Raw genomic sequence first — 15555 nt, forward strand, 5'->3', positions numbered from 1 at the left:
TGTCGTGGAAGCGAAAGACATGGCTTGCTTGTGGGGAGGGACAATGATTGATCGTACGCGGGCACTGCTCCTTGGAACATTATCTTTAGCGGCACTGGTCGGCCCTGTCGCCGGTGGCTATGCCGCCGCCAACGCGCAGGAAGCGAGCGGGGAGAGGGAGACGGCAGGCACTCTCGCTGCCGTCGACAAGATCGTCGTCACTGCGACCAAGCGTGCCGAGGCATCGACCATCTACGAGACACCAATCGCCGTTTCCGCATTCGGGGCGCGTCAGCTGGAGGATGCGCATGTCGGCTCGCTGTCCGATCTTACGACGATGATACCCAATGTCGTGCTGAACGGAACGGCGGTCGTCCCCGGATTGAACAACTTCTCGATCCGGGGCATGGGCGTTTACAGCAGCATCCCTTCGACGACGCCGACGGTCGGCGTGTTCATCGACGGCGTGTATGTCGGCGCGAACGCCGGCACGGTTCTCGACAACGTATTCGATCTCGAAGGGATCGAGGTCCTGCGCGGTCCGCAGGGGCTATTGTTCGGCCGCAACGTTACGGCCGGCGCGGTTCTCGTGCGCACGACGGAACCGAAGGACGACCTCTATATCCGTGCACAGGCCGGGATCGAATCCGGGCCGAACTATACGTTCTCGACGGTGATCTCCGGGCCACTCACCGAGAACGGAGCGCTTTCGGCCAAGATCGCTGGGTACTACAACCACGATCGCGGCTATTTCCACAATCTCGGCGACGGGAACAAGAACTTCGGAAGGTCCACGACCGGCATCGTCCGTGCGGCGGTATCCTGGCGAGCCAGCGAGAATTTCCGTCATGTGCTGCGGTTCGAGGACGGGTCGCTGCGCAGCGACGGTCCGGCCGGGCAGGATCATGCTGTCTACAGTACGAAATCGTTGAAATTCGCGATCGACGAAACGGGTTTCAACAATATCGACTGGCAGAATGCCACGCTCGAAAGCCGCCTCGATGTCGGCTTCGGCGATGGACAGGTCGTCAACATCTTCGGATGGCGTGACGTCAATGCCCGCAGCCTGACGGACGTCGACGCCAGCGTCCTCACGAACTTCCATGTCGGTGAGTTCGTGAAGCAGCATCAGTTTTCCAACGAGCTCCGATACTCGGGAACATTCGGTATCATTGATGCCACGGTCGGCGCGTTCTACTATTGGGACAAGCTCAAGTACGTCGAGACGCGCGACCTCGCGCTCGGTACGGTGTTCCGGATCGGCGGCGGTGAGCAAACGTCCTCTACATGGGCGATATTCTCGAACTTCGACATTCACCTGATGGATGCGCTGACCCTGAATCTCGGTGCCCGCTATTCCGCTGAAGACAAGGAGGCATCCGTAAGAGCGCTGGCAGCGGCGAGCCCGTGCTCCGTGGTGAGCAACAGTTGCAGCAGCTTCAACTTCAACGATTCCGCGGACTGGTCCGCATTCACGCCGAAGATCGGCGTGCAGTGGAATCCTTCGGACAGCAGCCATCTCTATGCCTACTGGACGAAGGGCTTTCGCAGCGGTGGCTTCAACCTGCGCCAGACCAATCCGCTGGCGCCGCCGGGGCCATACGACCAGGAAGTCGAAAATACCTACGAGGTCGGCTGGAAGCAGAAGGCGTTCGGGAACCGGCTCCAATTCGGTGTCGCCGCGTTCCGGAACATCTACAAGAAGCTCCAGCGCGACGTTCTGTTCACGGACCCGCTGCTCGGCGCCGTGCAGACGACGCTCAACACGGCCGACGTCACGATCAATGGCGTGGAGCTGGAGGCCACGGTGCGGCCGACCGAGTCGCTGACCCTGCAGGCGAACGCCGGCTACCTCGATTCGAAGATCGACAAGCTGCGCCGGGCCTTGTCGCCCACCGGTATCATCACGCCGGACCAGTACAGGCTCGAGCTGCCGTTCCTCGCGGAATGGTCCTATGGCGGGTCCATCCGGTATGAGCGCAGCGTCGGCACCGGCCTGCTTTCTGCAAGTGTTTCTTATCAGCATGTCGATTCATCGTTCAGCGAGGATCTCAACAACCGGCCGCTGAACCCGATCAACAACGTCGACGCGGATCTCACCTACACGTTCGGAGGGACGGGTGTGACGGCATCACTTTACGGGAAGAACCTTCTCGACAAGACGACGTTCGGCCTGAACACGCTTCTCCCGTTCGCGCCGGACCAGACCTTCTCTCCGCTCAACAAGGGCCGCATTCTGGGAATCGAATTGAGGTACAGACATTGACGAACCCAGATCATGAGCATGGCGGAACGGTTCCGCCGACGATCGACATCGACCTGACCTCGATGGAGGTCATGACCTGCCCGTATGCGACATACGAAAAGCTGCGCGAGGATGCGCCTATCCATCGCACGGAGGCGGGGAAATATGTCGTGACGCGCTATGCCGAGGTGGTGGAGGTATTCACCGATCACGAGCATTTTTCGCGCGATATGGTGGGATTCTTCGATCCGGAGAGGCCCACGCGGACGGAGATTATCTGGCATTCCGCCGAGGCGCGCCGGATTTTCAGGGAAGAGGGCTGGGAATCCTGGCCGCAGGGAGCGGTTCTGTTCAGCGACCCGCCGCTTCACACCCGTTATCGCAAGTTCGTCGAACCGATGTTTTCGGTGAAGCGCATCAATGCGATGAAGCCGGAGATACAGTCCCTGATCGACACGCTGATCGACAGCTTCATTGCGCGCGGTGAAGCGGAGTTCGTGTCGGAATTCGCCGTGCCGCTTCCGATGAAAGTGATTTGCCGGATTCTGGGCTTTCCGGATGAGGACCTCGAAAAGCTCAAGTCGCTGTCGAACGCGATGGGCGATGCCATGAGTTACCTCCAGACGGAGGAAGAGCAAATCAATTGCGCGCGCAAGCTCGTCGAAGGTCAGCACTACTTTGTCGAGCAGCTTCATCGAAAGCGCAGGGAACCGGCGGATGACGTTCTTTCCGAGCTGGCGAAAGTCGCTTTCGGCGAAGAGGATGGTTTCGAGCTCCCGGAGATCCTGTCGCTGATTTCATCCATGCTGATCGGAGGAAACGAGTCGACAACCAATGCCTTGTCGTCCGGACTATGGCTGATGCTGGAGAAGCCGGATGTTCTGAACGCGCTGCGGTCGGACCCGTCGCTAATCCGGACCTTCGTTGAGGAAACGCTGCGGCTGGAATCGCCGTTCCAGTTCTTCACGCGCGCAACGCGGCACGTGTGCACCTTCGCCGGGGTCCGGTTGGAGCCCGGCGACCTCGTGGACGTCTGCCTGGGTTCGGCGAACCGCGATCCCAGGCAGTTTCCGGACCCGGATCGCCTGGACCTGAACCGGAAAGGGAGTGCAACGCATGTCGCCTTCGGCGCGGGGATTCACCGCTGCCTCGGCAACGTGCTGGCCCGTTTCGAGCTGGCGCTTGCCTTCGAGACGCTGCTCCGCAGGCTGGACAATCCCCGGCTCGCAGAACGCAATACGTTCGAGCGTATGCGGCACCCGATCTTCCGCGGGCTGAAGGAACTGCACATCACGTTCGATCCGCGGACGATGTGATCGGATAACGGTATCATGCAACGCTTCATCGGGAAAACGGTCTGGATTTCCGGGGCAGGTTCGGGGATCGGGGAGGCGACGGCGCAGCGGTTCGCCAGCGAGGGGGCGGCTGTCGTTGCCGCCGATATCGACGGTGGGCAGGCGAGGCGCGTTGCAGACGCGTTCCCGAATGCGCTTGCGCTTGCGCTGGACGTCGGCGACGGACGGCAGGTCGAGGCGGCATTTGCCGCGGCGGAGGAGCGGTTCAGACACGTCGATATTGTTTTCAACAACGCGGGCATCACGGGCGCGTTGCGGCCCGTTCATGAGCTCTCTCTCGACGAATGGGATGAAGTGGCGCGCGTGAACGGCGCCGGCATGTTTCTCGTATTGAAGCACGGCGTTGCCGCGCTGCTCCGCGCTGGCGGAGGGTCGATCATCAACACCGCATCCATTTCGGGCCTCGTCGCTTCCGCGAACAACGCCGTGCCCTACATCTACAGCAAGACCGGGATCGTCGGGATGACGCGCGCCGCTGCGTGCGACTATGCGTCCCGCAACATTCGTGTGAACGCGGTCGCGCCCGGTCAGGTGCTCACGCCTCTGGTCGAACGGCTGATCAGGGAAGCCCCGGACCCCGAAGCGGAAAGGGCGTATCGCTCCGCCCGGCACGCCATGCCCGGTTTCATCGCGCCCGAAGACATCGCGGCGGCGGTCGCCTTTCTGGCTTCGGACGACGCGCGCTGGATCACCGGCGTCACCTTGCCGGTCGACGGCGGCTATACGGCGCGCTAGCCGGGCGCTCAATCCGGCATGAAGATCTGGCGGTTTTCCGAAACGAGCTTGCGCAGCCAGCGATAGACGGCGCGGACGCGTGCTGTCTGGCTGACATCCTTGTGTGCCGCGATCCACAGCGTGCGGCGGATGCGGATGCGTTCGGGCAGCACCCGCACCAGATCGGTGCCGGCCGTCATCGCGAGGAAACAGGGCAACACGCCGATGGCGCCGCCCGCGCGTATGATTTCGAGCTGGGCGCGGACCGAGGAACTCGTGACGGCGGGCTCGAGTTCGGGATGAATATCCGGCAGGTAGCGAAGCTCCGGCGGATACAGAAGATCGTCGATATAGCCGACGAAAGGCACGTCGAGCAGTTGGGGCAGCTGCTCTATCGGGTCGTGCCGTGCGAGAAGCGCGGGTGATGCGTAAATTCCGAGCTCGCACTCGCTCAGCATTTCTCCCACGACCCGGAGCGTCTCCGGCGGGCTCAGGCTGATCCCGATATCCACCTCGCGAATGGACGGCGACAGGAAACCGGCATTCGCGATGAGTTCGACGCGAAGGCCGGGGTGGATAGCCATCAGCGCCGGGATCGCCGGCGCCACCACGCCCGAGCCCAGCCCTTCGAATGCGCTTATGCGCACGGTGCCGCGCACGGCGCTGGGCTCGTTCACGGCTTCCGTCGATTCCATCGCGGATTCGACCTTCGTGCTCGCGTCGAACAGGCGTGCGCCCGCAGCCGTCAGTTTCAGGCCTTGCGGTGAGCGGGTCATCAGCGTGGCGCGGAGCGAGGTTTCCAGCCTTGCGATGCGCCTTGCGACGGTGCTGGCATCCATGGTGAGCCGCGATGCGGCCTGTGCGAACGACCCTGCGCGTGCCGCCGCCATGAAGATGCGCAAGTCGTCCCAGTTGGCGATGCTCATCGCTCGTCCTGCAATAATGCTGTTCTGATCTTGCATTTTTGCATCACAATTTACCCCGCTCAAGTGGTAACTGTGGCGAAGTGGTAGGGCGAAATTCCAAATAAATTACAGAATCTTTTTGAGGTCTGTAAAATAAAAACAAATAAAAATCTCTGTAAGTCCAGGAGGGGGTTTATGGTAAAAGCGCCATCCTTGCATTATGACGACATAAGTTTCGAGATTTTTCAGTCTGCTCAAGGCTGGTCTGGAAAGGTCCTTGCGGGAGATGAATTCAAGTTTGCAGTGGTCCGATCCGGTAACTATTGGCTGGAATGTGCGGAGTACTTGTCAGGGCCGCTGTTTCTTACCGCCGGCGCGATCATTGGCGTCGCGGGGCGCGGGGAGATGCTTTGGCGCGACGCCGGCTCTTCGGGGCAGGAGCCGGTCGCGATGCTGGAGGCCTGTCCCCTGTCCGCCGCGGCGCCAGCCTGCGGGCTCTCCACGCGGTTGCTGTTCGGGACAGCGAGGCTTCGTGCCAATCCGCTGCTGCTGGCGTTTCCCCGTTTCTTCTATGTGTCCCCAAGCGACGCCGACACCAGCGCCTGCATAGGTTCGCTCGTCGATGTCATCGAGCGCGAGGCAGGCCATGACGCGAGCGATCAGCATGACGTCGTCCGGCGCGCGGCGGAGATCCTCCTCATCGTGCTCGCCCGGCAGGTGGCCGGGCAGCCTCATGCAGGCGCCTTGTTCCGCAACGCGGCCGCAGACCCGAAGGTGCTGCGCGCGATACGCCTCATAGAGGCGGAGGCGGCGCGCAGCTGGACCGTGGAATCGCTGGCGGCGGAGGTCGGAATGGGCCGCTCCGCGTTTGCCCTGCGCTTTCGCGAGCTGGTGGGCGACACGCCTGTGAGCTGGCTGTTCAAGACCAGGATGCGGGTCGCTTCCGATCTGATCTGTTCGCGGAAAACCTCCCTTGCGGCGGTGGCCGAGGCGATCGGCTATCAATCGGAGTCTGCATTCAGCAAGGCGTTCGTTCGCCATTTCGGCGTTACGCCCGGGCAATATCGTGCCGCGGCGAACGACAGCGGGCAGACGCGGGACCGGCCATATCGGCATTCTGCCCACCCGCTGCGCGGACGGCGCGATTTCGTGAACGCCGAAGCCAGATAGCCGGGTGGGAGCCCATCGCTTCGCAGGCCCGTCCGCTGCGGTGCCGGGTGAAACCGCCGCCCCGGAAACAAAGGAGAGAGATATTGGACAATGAACTTCGATCTTTGGCCAGCCGCGTGCAGCGGCTGGAGGACATAGAGGGCATCCGCACGCTCAAGAATGTCTACCATCTCTACATAAACGATTGTCGGTTCGAAGAGATCGGCGACCTCTTCACGGACGATGCGATCGTGGACATGGGATACATGCATCCATCGGCCGAGCCGTGCCGGGGGCAGGCCGCGATCGCGGAGTGGTATTCCACGCTCACGGGCGCGGTCGGGCTCAGCCAGCTGAAGCAGTTCACCCACAATCACACGATCGAAACCGATGGAGACGAGGCCTCCGGCTGGTCCTTTCTCGAGGCCCGATACGGCCAGGGAACGGCCAGCTACAACGTGGCGGCGAAGTATGAGGAGACCTACCGGAAGGTCGATGGACGCTGGCTCTTCAGCGCGATACGCCTGAAAATCTATTTCACGGTTCCGATGGAACTCGGCTGGGCCGCGGAGCAACGCCACCATCTCGTGCTTCGGCCGGGCGCGGAGCCGCCGGAGCCGACCGGGACGGCGAACGGACCGGTCTGAGATCATGCAGGAGACTGTTTCCGCAGGCGAAGCCGCGGCGCCGCAATCGGATTTCCGCGGTCGAACCGTTCTGATAACAGGTGCCGGCAGCGGGATCGGTCGTGCGATGGCGTTTCGCTTCGCCGGGCTGGGCGCGTCCGTCGCGGTGGTCGATGTGAATGCCGAGGCGGCGCAGCAGGTCAGCGACGAAATTGGCCATGGGGGCGGCACGACGGCGCCGTGGCAGGCCGATGTCCGCGATGCCGATACGACCGACGGTGTCTTCCGAGGCATCGAGAGTCGTTTCGGCCCGGTGGACGTTCTGGTCAACAACGCGGCAATTCGCGATCTGTCGCCTTGCCTCGATCTGCCGCTTGCCGAATGGAGCGCCGTTCTCGATATCAACCTGACCGGCGCATTTCTCTATGCGCAGGCGGCGGCGAAAAGTATGCGGCGAGGCGGGCGTGGCGGCGTTCTGTTGTCCATTGCGTCCGTCGCGGGATTGACCGCGCTGCCGAACCGCATCGCATACGTGTCGTCGAAACACGCGCTGATCGGGCTCACCAGGGCCCTCGCCTGGGAACTCGGCGCATACGGCATCCGCGCCAATGCGATCGCGCCGGGAGGCGTCGAAACGCCGATGGCTGCCGAGGTTTTCCGGCGCTTCCCGGAAAAGGCGGAAGCCATACGCAAGAGCTGCCCGGCCGGTCGGCTCGCGCAGGCAGAGGAGATCGCGGACCTGGCCGTGTTCCTCGCGTCGGACCGGGCCCGCTTCATCAACGGTGCGATCCTTCCCATCGACGGCGGCTTCACCGCGGGCAAGGACCTGTGACGACGGAGCACGCGGCGGATAGATCGGCGCTCCGACACGGCCGCCGCTTGGCGCGCCGTCACAAGATGGTCGTGCTGTGCTTCGTGGCTGTCCTCGTCTGCTATCTGGACCGGGTCAGCATATCGGTCGCGGTGGTGCCGCTACAGGCCGAGTTCGGATGGTCGGCGACGCGCACCGGCGCGGTGCTTTCCGTCTTCTTCCTCGGCTATCTGCTGTGCCAGATTCCGGCGGGCTGGGCGGCGCGGCGATACGGGGCGCGCCTCCTTCTCGGGATTTCGCTCCTGCTCTGGTCGCTGTTCACGCTCGCGACGCCCTTGGCCGCGGGCTTTTCCTTTGCCGCACTGATCGGAGTCCGCCTGCTGATGGGCATGGGCGAGGCGACGATGTTTCCGGGAGCCTACGCCCTGTTCGCCTCGTGGCTTCCGGCGACAGAAAGGTCGCGCGCCGTGGGATTGCTGTTCAGTGCAATTCCGCTCGGGACGCTGCTGGCTCTCGTCAGCTCGGGCTGGATCGCCGCGCGTTTCGGGTGGCCGTGGATTTTCTACGCTTTCGGTCTACTGGGCCTGCTCTTTGCCGCCGTCTGGTCCCGCGAAGTTGAAGACGGGCCGGGGATCAATCGCGATGACGGCGCAGCCGGCGGGTCTCCGCTTCCTATTCCGTGGCGAAGGCTGCTCGTTCAGCCTCCCGTGTGGGCCCTGATCATCAATTCCTTCTGCACGAGCTGGACGATCTATGTTCTGCTCTCGTGGACGCCGCTGTACCTGCGCGAGCAGCACGGCGTGAGCCTCGCAAACGCTGGCTTCCTTTCGGCCGCGCCCTGGCTCGTCATGTTCGTGATGATGAACGTCGCGGCATGGAGCGCGGATTCCCTGATCAACCGGGGCGTGAATGTCACGCGTGTACGCAAGCTGATGCAGGCCGGCGGTTTGTCGGGTGCCGCCATTTTCCTGCTCATGATACCAGGTGCCGACTCAATGGTGGAGGCCACGCTGCTGCTCTGCGGCGCTCTGGGCGCCAATGCCTTCACCACGGCCGGCTTCGCGCCGAATCACCTCGACCTCGCGCCGGATCATGCGCCGGTGCTGATCGGTATCACGAACACCGCGGGCACCCTGCCGGGCGTGGTCGGCGTTTTCATAACCGGCTGGTTCGTGGATACGACGGGCGGGTACGATGCCGCCTTCATTATCGCGGCACTGATCAGCATTCTGGGGAGCGTGGTATGGCTCAGGTATGCGACGGCAGAACGGATTCTCTGAGGTGCCGCCCATCGCACGTGCCCATTCGAAACCGATCAGGCGGCGATTGACTGCAATGCGAGGCGGGACAGAATCGTATCGGCTTCCGTCCTTTGCAGCCAGTCGGGGCTGACATCGACGAAAAGCACGTTTGCGTGCCGGTCGAGCAGCAGCACCGCAGGCTGCGGCAATTCCCACGTGCCCGTGCCGGTCGCGGCGCCGATCCAGTTGTCGCCCGGTTTTACGGCAGGCTTGTCCTCCGGTTCGAAGGTGATGCCGAGGCGTCGGCCGAGCGCGTTGTCGCGATCGGATGCGACGGTGAAGCCGAGATCGTGGCGCTTTCCGATGTCGAGGCGTTCCGGGACCTGCGGGCTGATGGCGACGAGGCGCACACCGTTCGCCTTCAGCGCGGGCCAGAGTTGCCGGTCGTAGTACGGAAGCGCCAGGTTGCAGGCCGGGCAGCCGGAGTAGCGGAAGAAGACGAGAACGGCGGGGCCATTTTCGAGCAAGGCGTCGCGCGTCAGGATCGTGCCGTCGGGTTCGACGAGTTCGAAGGGTGCGACGGTGTCGCCGGGCCGGACGTGGCGTGCCGGATCGTACTTGCGGACGAGCGTCTCGCGCTGGGCGATGTTGCGCTGCAATTGTTCAGGCGGCCACTCCCTTTCGCGCTGGGCGTGGAGGGCGGCAAACTGTGCGTTCAAACTTTCCGTTGTCACTTCCCGTTCCGATCGGCTCGTTGTGTCCTGGCCTGCCGGGGCCGGAGGCTGACGGGAACGCTATCGGCGAACGGCGCGCACGAGAAACGAGTAGCGGTCGCGGACCCATGATGATTTTCAATAGAAGCCGCTTTCAAAGCTGGCTGATGGTTTCCCTTGCAAGGTCCGCCAGCCGCTGCGTGACGGCATCGAGGCCGTCGGATGTCTGGAGTATGCAGGCGACCTTGGGGAGCGCGGGCATCGCGGCGTCAAGCGTCGGCAGGCTGTCGTTGATGAACAGGTGCGTGCGGCACGTGACGCCCAGCCCCGCCTTCACCGCTGCGCGGAGGGACGACAGATTGGGCGTCTCCACGGTGATGCGATACGGCCGGCCTTCGTCCTCGAGGCTCCGGATCGCGGCTTCGCGAAAGCGGCAGGGCTTTTCCAGAACGGCCAGCGGGACGACATTGCGGCGGGCGAGATCGGCGTCGCCGTACCACTGCATGGGTGCGACGGCGATGGCGTTGGGATCGTTTCCGGCGGAGAAGCCGAGCAGGATGTCGAGCTGGCGGCGCTCCATCAGCGTCTGCAATTCAGCGGTGCCTGCAACGCGCGCGAAGATCTGCGCGTCCGGGTGCAGCTCGGCAAAGCGGGCGAGGAGGCCGGTCAGCAACGTGTCGGCGAAATCCTGGACCATGCCGACGCGCGCGGGGCCCGCGAACCGCCCGGCGCTGACCGCCGCGACGGCTTCGTCGTGCAGGACCAGCACGCGGCGCGCATAGTCGAGGAGCAGTTCGCCCGCCGCCGTCAGGCTCAGCCGCCGGCCTTCGCGCAGGAACAGCGTCTGCTGCACGAGTTCCTCGAGCCGCTTGATCTGGAGGCTGAGCGCGGACTGCGTGACGAAGACCTGCTCGGAGGCATTCAGCATGGAGCCGGTGTCCACGATCGCCACGAAGCTGCGGAGCAGGTTGGTAGGCAGGTTGACCGGCATCTGGCTGGCGATTTCCGTGGCAGGGGGCGCATTTTGCGGGGGCGTATATCCCGGCCTGATCGGCAAATGTCAAGTTTTTTAGTAGAGATTTTGTCGGCCATGACAAGAGTGAATCGGGATTCATGGTAACAAGCTGTAAGACAAGGAAGAATTCTTGGATTGAGGATATCTTCCATCCCTTATGAGTTCTTCCAATAGATGGTTTTCCTGAATTCAATTGAATCAGTAGACAATATCTGGCTCCCTTCGGCTCGAATACGGAATCGTTGAGGAAGAGGTCGAAGAATGTCCCTTTTGCCGCAGGTCGGGCGGCTGATCAGCCGGGCGCGATGGCTGTCGCCTTTGCTCCTCCTCCTCCTTTGGGAAGCGGGGTCGCAGACCGGCCTGATTCCGGAGCGCACGCTGGCGGCGCCGTCAGCGGTGATCGGTACGATGTTCGATCTCGTGCGGTCCGGCGAGCTGCCTGCGAACCTGTTGGTGTCGTTCGGGCGCGCGGCGCTCGGGCTGCTGATCGGCGTCGCGCTCGGCATCGTGCTGGGCCTCGTCGCAGGGCTTTCCCGTTCCGGGGAGGTGGCGATTGATCCGCTGATGCAGATCAAGCGCACGATCCCCGCGCTGGCGCTGACGCCCCTGTTCATCGTCTGGTTCGGCATCGGGGAGACGCCGAAGATCGCGCTCATCGCGTTCGCGACGGTGTTCCCGGTCTATCTCAATCTCTACAGCGGGATTCGCAGCGTCGATGTCAGGCTGCTCGACGCGGCGCGCAGCTTCGGGCTCAGCCGCCTCGAGCAGGTCTGGCATGTCGTCCTGCCCGGCGCCTTGCCGTCGCTGCTCGTCGGGCTGCGCTACGCCCTGTCGGTTTCCATCCTGGTGCTCGTGGTGGCGGAGCAGATCAATGCCTCCGCCGGTCTCGGGTTCCTCATCAACAATGCGCGCGATTTCCTGCGCACCGACATCATCGTCGTGTGCCTGATGGTCTACGCGCTGCTCGGACTCGGAGCCGATTGGCTCGTGCGGACCCTTGAAAGCCGGGCGCTGGTCTGGCGGCCCAGTATCGTGGAGCGATGATCATGGATGCACGTCTCGGACTCGTTGCAGGCAGTTCGCTTCCCGCCGCCGATGCGGCCGCGCCGGTCGTCCGGCTCCGGAATTTCGAACGCCGTTTCGGCGAGAACACGATCATCAGCGGGCTCGATCTCGATATTGCGCCCGGTGAGTTCGTGGCGCTGCTCGGCCGCTCGGGCAGCGGGAAGACCACGCTGCTGAGGACGCTGGCGGGGCTTGACGATGTGCGGTTGCAGGACGTGAACGTACCCGCATCGCGCGCCGTCGTCTTTCAGGATGCCCGTCTGCTGCCGTGGAAACGGGTCTGGCAGAACGTCGCGCTCGGGCTGGGCGGGAAGGATGTCCGCAGTCGGGCGGAGACGGCGCTGAAGGAGGTCGACCTCGGGCACCGGCTGGATGCGTGGCCGCTCACGCTTTCGGGCGGCGAGGCGCAGCGCACGGCGCTTGCGCGCGCGCTGGTCCGGGAGCCGAAGCTGCTCCTCCTCGACGAACCGTTCGCCGCGCTCGACGCGCTCACGCGGCACAGGATGCACGACCTCGTCCTGTCGCTCTGGCGCGCGCACCAGCCCGCCGTGCTGCTCGTCACGCACGATGTCGACGAGGCGATCGCGCTCGCCGACCGTATTCTCGTCCTCGACGGCGGGCGCATCGTGGCGGCGGAGCGCATCGCCACGCCGCGCGGCGAGCGTGCGGGGCTGACGCGGGGCCTGCGCGAGCAACTGCTCGGCAAGCTCGGCAATGGAAGCCATGAAGACGGAGTGGTCCCGTTCGGCAAGGCGGCCGCGCGCGCGGCGGAGGCGCGTCGGTGAACGCCGTCACGACCATAGCGCCGGCCGTCGACATCACGCCGCTCAGGGGGTTCGTCACGAGCTTCGCCGAGCTCCTCTCCGGAACGCGCGACGAGCGGGCCATTCTCGATTCCGGGCACGCGCTCCTGCAGCGGCTCGTCTCGCGCGACGACTGGCTGCCGCCCGCCTACGCCCGGCCGAGCGCGGAACGCTATCAGCAGTATCTCCTGCACTGCGACAGCCGCGAGCGGTTCTCCGTGGTGAGCTTCGTGTGGGGGCCGGGGCAATCGACGCCGGTCCACGACCATCGCGTATGGGGCCTCGTCGGCGTGCTGCGCGGCAGCGAACGCGTGGAGCCGTTCGAACGGGACGGTACAGGGCGGCTGCGGCATCGGGGAGAAGCGGAAATCCTGAAGGCCGGATCGGTGGACAGCTTCAGCCCGAGGACCGGGGATATCCACCGCGTTTCCAACGCGCTCGCCGATCAGGTTTCCATCAGCATCCACGTGTACGGCGCCAATATCGGCGCGGTCGAGCGCGCGACCTATGCCGAGGACGGCACGGAGAAGCCGTTCATTTCCGGATACGCGAACACGACGCTTCCAAACCTCTGGGACCGTTCGCGCGGATGAGCGTGGAGCCTGTTTCGGTTCGCCGCGCGCTGCTTGCGCGGCAGGAGATCGCGATCCTCGACGTGCGCGAGGAAGCGGCCTTCGCGCGCGGGCATCCCCTGTTCGCCGCGCAGATTCCGCTCGCGCGCATCGAGGCGGAGGCGCGCTGGCGGATCCCGAAGCCCGATACGCGGATCGTCGTCTACGATGACGGCGAAGGTCTCGCGGACGAAGCGGCGGAGCGCCTGCGCGCGTTCGGCTTCGGCAATGTCGCGCGGCTTGCGGGCGGGCTCGGCGGCTGGCGCCGCGCGGGCTACGAGCTGTTCGAGGACGTCAACAGCTATTCCAAGGCGTTCGGCGAACTCGTCGAGCACCGGCGGCATACCCCGTCGCTGATCGCCGAGGAGGTGCAGGCGCTGATCCGCGAGAAGGCGGACATCGCCATCCTCGACGCGCGCCGCTTCGATGAATACCGCACGATGAGCATCCCGACCGGAGTCAGCGTGCCCGGCGCGGAGCTGGTGCTCGCCGCGGCGGCCGTGGCGCCCGATCCCGACACGACGATCATCGTCAATTGCGCCGGGCGCACGCGCAGCATCATCGGCACGCAGTCGCTGATCAACGCCGGCGTGCCGAACCCGGTCTATGCGCTCCGGAACGGCACCATCGGCTGGACGCTCGCCGGGCAGGGCCTCGAGGCCGGGCAGGAGAGGCGCGCGCCCGAAATCGACATCGCCGGCGCGGAGCAGGCGCGGATCAAGGCGCGCAACGTCGCCTACCGGGCGGGCGTGAAACGGCTGACGCCGGACGATCTCGATGCGCTGAAGGCGGATACGTCGCGAACGCTTTATCTCTACGACGTGCGCCAGCCTGCCGCCTATGAAGCCGGGCACCTGCCGGGATTCCGCAATGCGCAGGGCGGCCAGCTCGTGCAGGAGACCGATCACTACGCGCCCGTGCGCGGCGCGCGCATCGTGCTGTCCGACGATCGCGGCGCGCGCGCCGACATGACCGCCTCGTGGCTCGCGCAAATGGGGTGGGAAGTCTACGTCCTCGACGCCGACTTCGCGAATGCGACCCAGACCGGCCCGGACGGTGCGCCGCCGCCGCGCGGCCCGGAGGGGCGCTACAAGCGGCCCTACGAAGGCACGGACAACAAGGCCGCCGCGATGCAGGCCTATCTCGATTGGGAATTCGGCCTCGTCGATCAGCTCGCGCGCGACGGCACGCACGGTTTCTTCGTCATCTAGCGGACTGAAAAGGACACAGGACATGAGCGTGAAATTCATCGGCTACATCGGTTTCAACGACAGCTCGGAGCTGCACGCGGGCGTGCGCAGCCGCGTGCTCGACCGCAGCTACGTGGAAGCTGCGGCAAAGGCGCAGGAAGAGGGCGGCTTCGACCGCGTGCTGATCCCGTTCGGCTCCAACACGCCGGAAAGCCAGATCGTCGCGGCCTACGCCTCGGCGATCACGACGAAGCTCGGATTCCTCGTCGCGCACCGCCCCGGCTTCACGCAGCCGACCGTGGCGGCGCGGCAGCTCGCGACGCTCGACCAGTTGAGCGGCGGGCGCGTCGCCGTCCACATCATCACCGGCGGCGCCGACGAGGAGATGGCGCGGGACGGCGATACCGGCACCACCAAGGCGGAGCGCTACGCGCGCACGGACGAATATATCGACATCCTGCGGCAGGAATGGACGGCGGCGAAGCCGTTCGATCACAAGGGCCGCTTCTACGACGTGAAGGGCGCGTTCAGTTCGGTGAAGCCGGACAATCTGCCCGTGTTCTTCGGCGGGTCCTCGGACGAGGCGATCGACGTCGCCGGCCGCCATGCGGACGTCTATGCGCTGTGGGGCGAAACGCTGGAGCAGGTCGGCGAGATCGTCCGCCGCGTGCGGACCTCGGCGGCGCGGCACGGGCGTCATCCGGGCTTCTCGCTGTCGCTGCGGCCGGTGATCGCCGACACCGAGGAAGCGGCGTGGAAGAAGGCGCGCGAGATCGAGGACCGGGTGCGCGCCAACCGGGAGGCCGCCAGCCTGCCGACGAGCGGACACCGCCCGCCCAATGCCGGGTCGCTCAGGCTTCTGGAAACCGCGACGGGCAATCGCCGCGACGCGCGGCTCTGGACCGGCGTCGCGGCGCTGACCGGCGCGGCCGGGAACAGCACGGGCCTCGTCGGCACGCCGGAGCAGGTCGCCGATGCGCTACTCGATTATTACGACATCGGCATCGACCATTTCCTCATCCGCGGTTTCGAGCCGCTCAAGGATTCGATCCAGTACGGCCGGGACCTGATCCCGCTGGTGCGCGAGCGCGTTGCGGCGCGGGCCGCGTCGCAGACGGCCATCGCGAGCTGAG

General features: G+C 64.8%; 15 protein-coding genes. 12 read left to right on the top strand and 3 right to left on the bottom strand.

Annotated features, from left to right (window positions below):
• The first annotated feature begins 43 nt into the window (after positions 1–43).
• Genes PE061_RS09680 through PE061_RS09690 form a run of 3 tightly spaced genes read left to right on the top strand, consistent with a single transcriptional unit; the run spans position 44 to position 4314 of the window.
• Positions 44–2245 carry a TonB-dependent receptor gene (locus tag PE061_RS09680; protein WP_271258873.1) on the top strand — a complete coding sequence of 734 codons (2202 nt, stop codon included), beginning with the start codon at positions 44–46 and terminating at the stop codon, positions 2243–2245.
• A complete protein-coding gene (locus tag PE061_RS09685) occupies positions 2242–3540 on the top strand; it encodes a cytochrome P450 (RefSeq protein WP_271258874.1) in 1299 nt (432 codons plus the stop codon). Before PE061_RS09680 ends, PE061_RS09685 begins: the two co-directional genes overlap by 4 nt.
• Before the next feature lie 15 nt (positions 3541–3555).
• Entirely contained in the window at positions 3556–4314 is a 759-nt protein-coding gene (locus PE061_RS09690) for an SDR family NAD(P)-dependent oxidoreductase (protein ID WP_271258875.1), read from the top strand.
• 8 nt (positions 4315–4322) lie between these two features.
• Here the strand turns inward: PE061_RS09690 and PE061_RS09695 are convergent, their stop codons facing one another.
• Positions 4323–5219, bottom strand: coding sequence for a LysR family transcriptional regulator (locus tag PE061_RS09695; RefSeq protein ID WP_271258876.1), 897 nt, complete (start codon positions 5217–5219; stop codon positions 4323–4325).
• Positions 5220–5393: 174 nt separating this feature from the next.
• Here PE061_RS09695 and PE061_RS09700 point away from each other — a divergent pair, with 174 nt between their 5' ends.
• The 4 genes from PE061_RS09700 (at position 5394) to PE061_RS09715 (ending at position 9064) form a co-directional block, all read left to right on the top strand.
• Positions 5394–6368: a helix-turn-helix domain-containing protein gene (locus PE061_RS09700; protein ID WP_271258877.1), complete on the top strand. Its 975-nt coding sequence runs from the start codon at positions 5394–5396 to the stop codon at positions 6366–6368.
• Between the two features lie 83 nt (positions 6369–6451).
• Positions 6452–6994 (top strand): nuclear transport factor 2 family protein, encoded by a 543-nt coding sequence (locus PE061_RS09705; RefSeq protein ID WP_271258878.1) that lies wholly within the window; start codon positions 6452–6454, stop codon positions 6992–6994.
• Positions 6995–6998: 4 nt separating this feature from the next.
• Entirely contained in the window at positions 6999–7805 is an 807-nt protein-coding gene (locus PE061_RS09710; protein ID WP_271258879.1) for an SDR family NAD(P)-dependent oxidoreductase, read from the top strand.
• 65 nt (positions 7806–7870) lie between these two features.
• Positions 7871–9064 (top strand): MFS transporter, encoded by a 1194-nt coding sequence (locus PE061_RS09715; protein ID WP_271258880.1) that lies wholly within the window; start codon positions 7871–7873, stop codon positions 9062–9064.
• Between the two features lie 35 nt (positions 9065–9099).
• Here PE061_RS09715 and PE061_RS09720 read toward each other — a convergent pair whose 3' ends face one another.
• Positions 9100–9744 carry a peroxiredoxin-like family protein gene (locus PE061_RS09720; RefSeq protein WP_271258881.1) on the bottom strand — a complete coding sequence of 215 codons (645 nt, stop codon included), beginning with the start codon at positions 9742–9744 and terminating at the stop codon, positions 9100–9102.
• A gap of 148 nt (positions 9745–9892) precedes the next feature.
• Positions 9893–10729: a LysR substrate-binding domain-containing protein gene (locus PE061_RS09725; protein WP_271258882.1), complete on the bottom strand. Its 837-nt coding sequence runs from the start codon at positions 10727–10729 to the stop codon at positions 9893–9895.
• 285 nt (positions 10730–11014) lie between these two features.
• Here PE061_RS09725 and PE061_RS09730 point away from each other — a divergent pair, with 285 nt between their 5' ends.
• Genes PE061_RS09730 through PE061_RS09750 form a run of 5 tightly spaced genes read left to right on the top strand, consistent with a single transcriptional unit; the run spans position 11015 to position 15554 of the window.
• Positions 11015–11797 carry an ABC transporter permease gene (locus PE061_RS09730; protein ID WP_271258883.1) on the top strand — a complete coding sequence of 261 codons (783 nt, stop codon included), beginning with the start codon at positions 11015–11017 and terminating at the stop codon, positions 11795–11797.
• Positions 11798–11799: 2 nt separating this feature from the next.
• Complete coding sequence (locus PE061_RS09735) at positions 11800–12603, top strand: ABC transporter ATP-binding protein (protein WP_271258884.1); 804 nt, start codon at positions 11800–11802, stop codon at positions 12601–12603.
• Complete coding sequence (locus PE061_RS09740; protein WP_271258885.1) at positions 12600–13214, top strand: cysteine dioxygenase; 615 nt, start codon at positions 12600–12602, stop codon at positions 13212–13214. The genes PE061_RS09735 and PE061_RS09740 overlap by 4 nt, the downstream gene beginning before the upstream one ends.
• A complete protein-coding gene (locus tag PE061_RS09745; RefSeq protein ID WP_271258886.1) occupies positions 13211–14443 on the top strand; it encodes a rhodanese-like domain-containing protein in 1233 nt (410 codons plus the stop codon). The genes PE061_RS09740 and PE061_RS09745 overlap by 4 nt, the downstream gene beginning before the upstream one ends.
• Before the next feature lie 22 nt (positions 14444–14465).
• A complete protein-coding gene (locus PE061_RS09750) occupies positions 14466–15554 on the top strand; it encodes an LLM class flavin-dependent oxidoreductase (RefSeq protein WP_271258887.1) in 1089 nt (362 codons plus the stop codon).
• Position 15555 lies beyond the last annotated feature (1 nt).

Origin of the sequence: Sphingosinicella microcystinivorans (assembly GCF_027941835.1) — a bacterium.
In the GTDB taxonomy this organism is placed as follows: Bacteria; Pseudomonadota; Alphaproteobacteria; order Sphingomonadales; family Sphingomonadaceae; genus Sphingosinicella.

What these genes read in the sequence shown, in the direction of transcription:
- PE061_RS09680 (WP_271258873.1), top strand. Translation starts at nt 44, where the DNA reads ATGATTGATCGTACGCGGGCACTGCTCCTTGGAACATTATCTTTAGCG.
- PE061_RS09690 (WP_271258875.1), top strand. Translation starts at nt 3,556, where the DNA reads ATGCAACGCTTCATCGGGAAAACGGTCTGGATTTCCGGGGCAGGTTCG.
- PE061_RS09695 (WP_271258876.1), bottom strand. Translation starts at nt 5,219, where the DNA reads ATGAGCATCGCCAACTGGGACGACTTGCGCATCTTCATGGCGGCGGCA.
- PE061_RS09700 (WP_271258877.1), top strand. Translation starts at nt 5,394, where the DNA reads ATGGTAAAAGCGCCATCCTTGCATTATGACGACATAAGTTTCGAGATT.
- PE061_RS09710 (WP_271258879.1), top strand. Translation starts at nt 6,999, where the DNA reads ATGCAGGAGACTGTTTCCGCAGGCGAAGCCGCGGCGCCGCAATCGGAT.
- PE061_RS09715 (WP_271258880.1), top strand. Translation starts at nt 7,871, where the DNA reads ATGGTCGTGCTGTGCTTCGTGGCTGTCCTCGTCTGCTATCTGGACCGG.
- PE061_RS09725 (WP_271258882.1), bottom strand. Translation starts at nt 10,729, where the DNA reads ATGCCGGTCAACCTGCCTACCAACCTGCTCCGCAGCTTCGTGGCGATC.
- PE061_RS09730 (WP_271258883.1), top strand. Translation starts at nt 11,015, where the DNA reads ATGTCCCTTTTGCCGCAGGTCGGGCGGCTGATCAGCCGGGCGCGATGG.
- PE061_RS09735 (WP_271258884.1), top strand. Translation starts at nt 11,800, where the DNA reads ATGGATGCACGTCTCGGACTCGTTGCAGGCAGTTCGCTTCCCGCCGCC.
- PE061_RS09745 (WP_271258886.1), top strand. Translation starts at nt 13,211, where the DNA reads ATGAGCGTGGAGCCTGTTTCGGTTCGCCGCGCGCTGCTTGCGCGGCAG.
- PE061_RS09750 (WP_271258887.1), top strand. Translation starts at nt 14,466, where the DNA reads ATGAGCGTGAAATTCATCGGCTACATCGGTTTCAACGACAGCTCGGAG.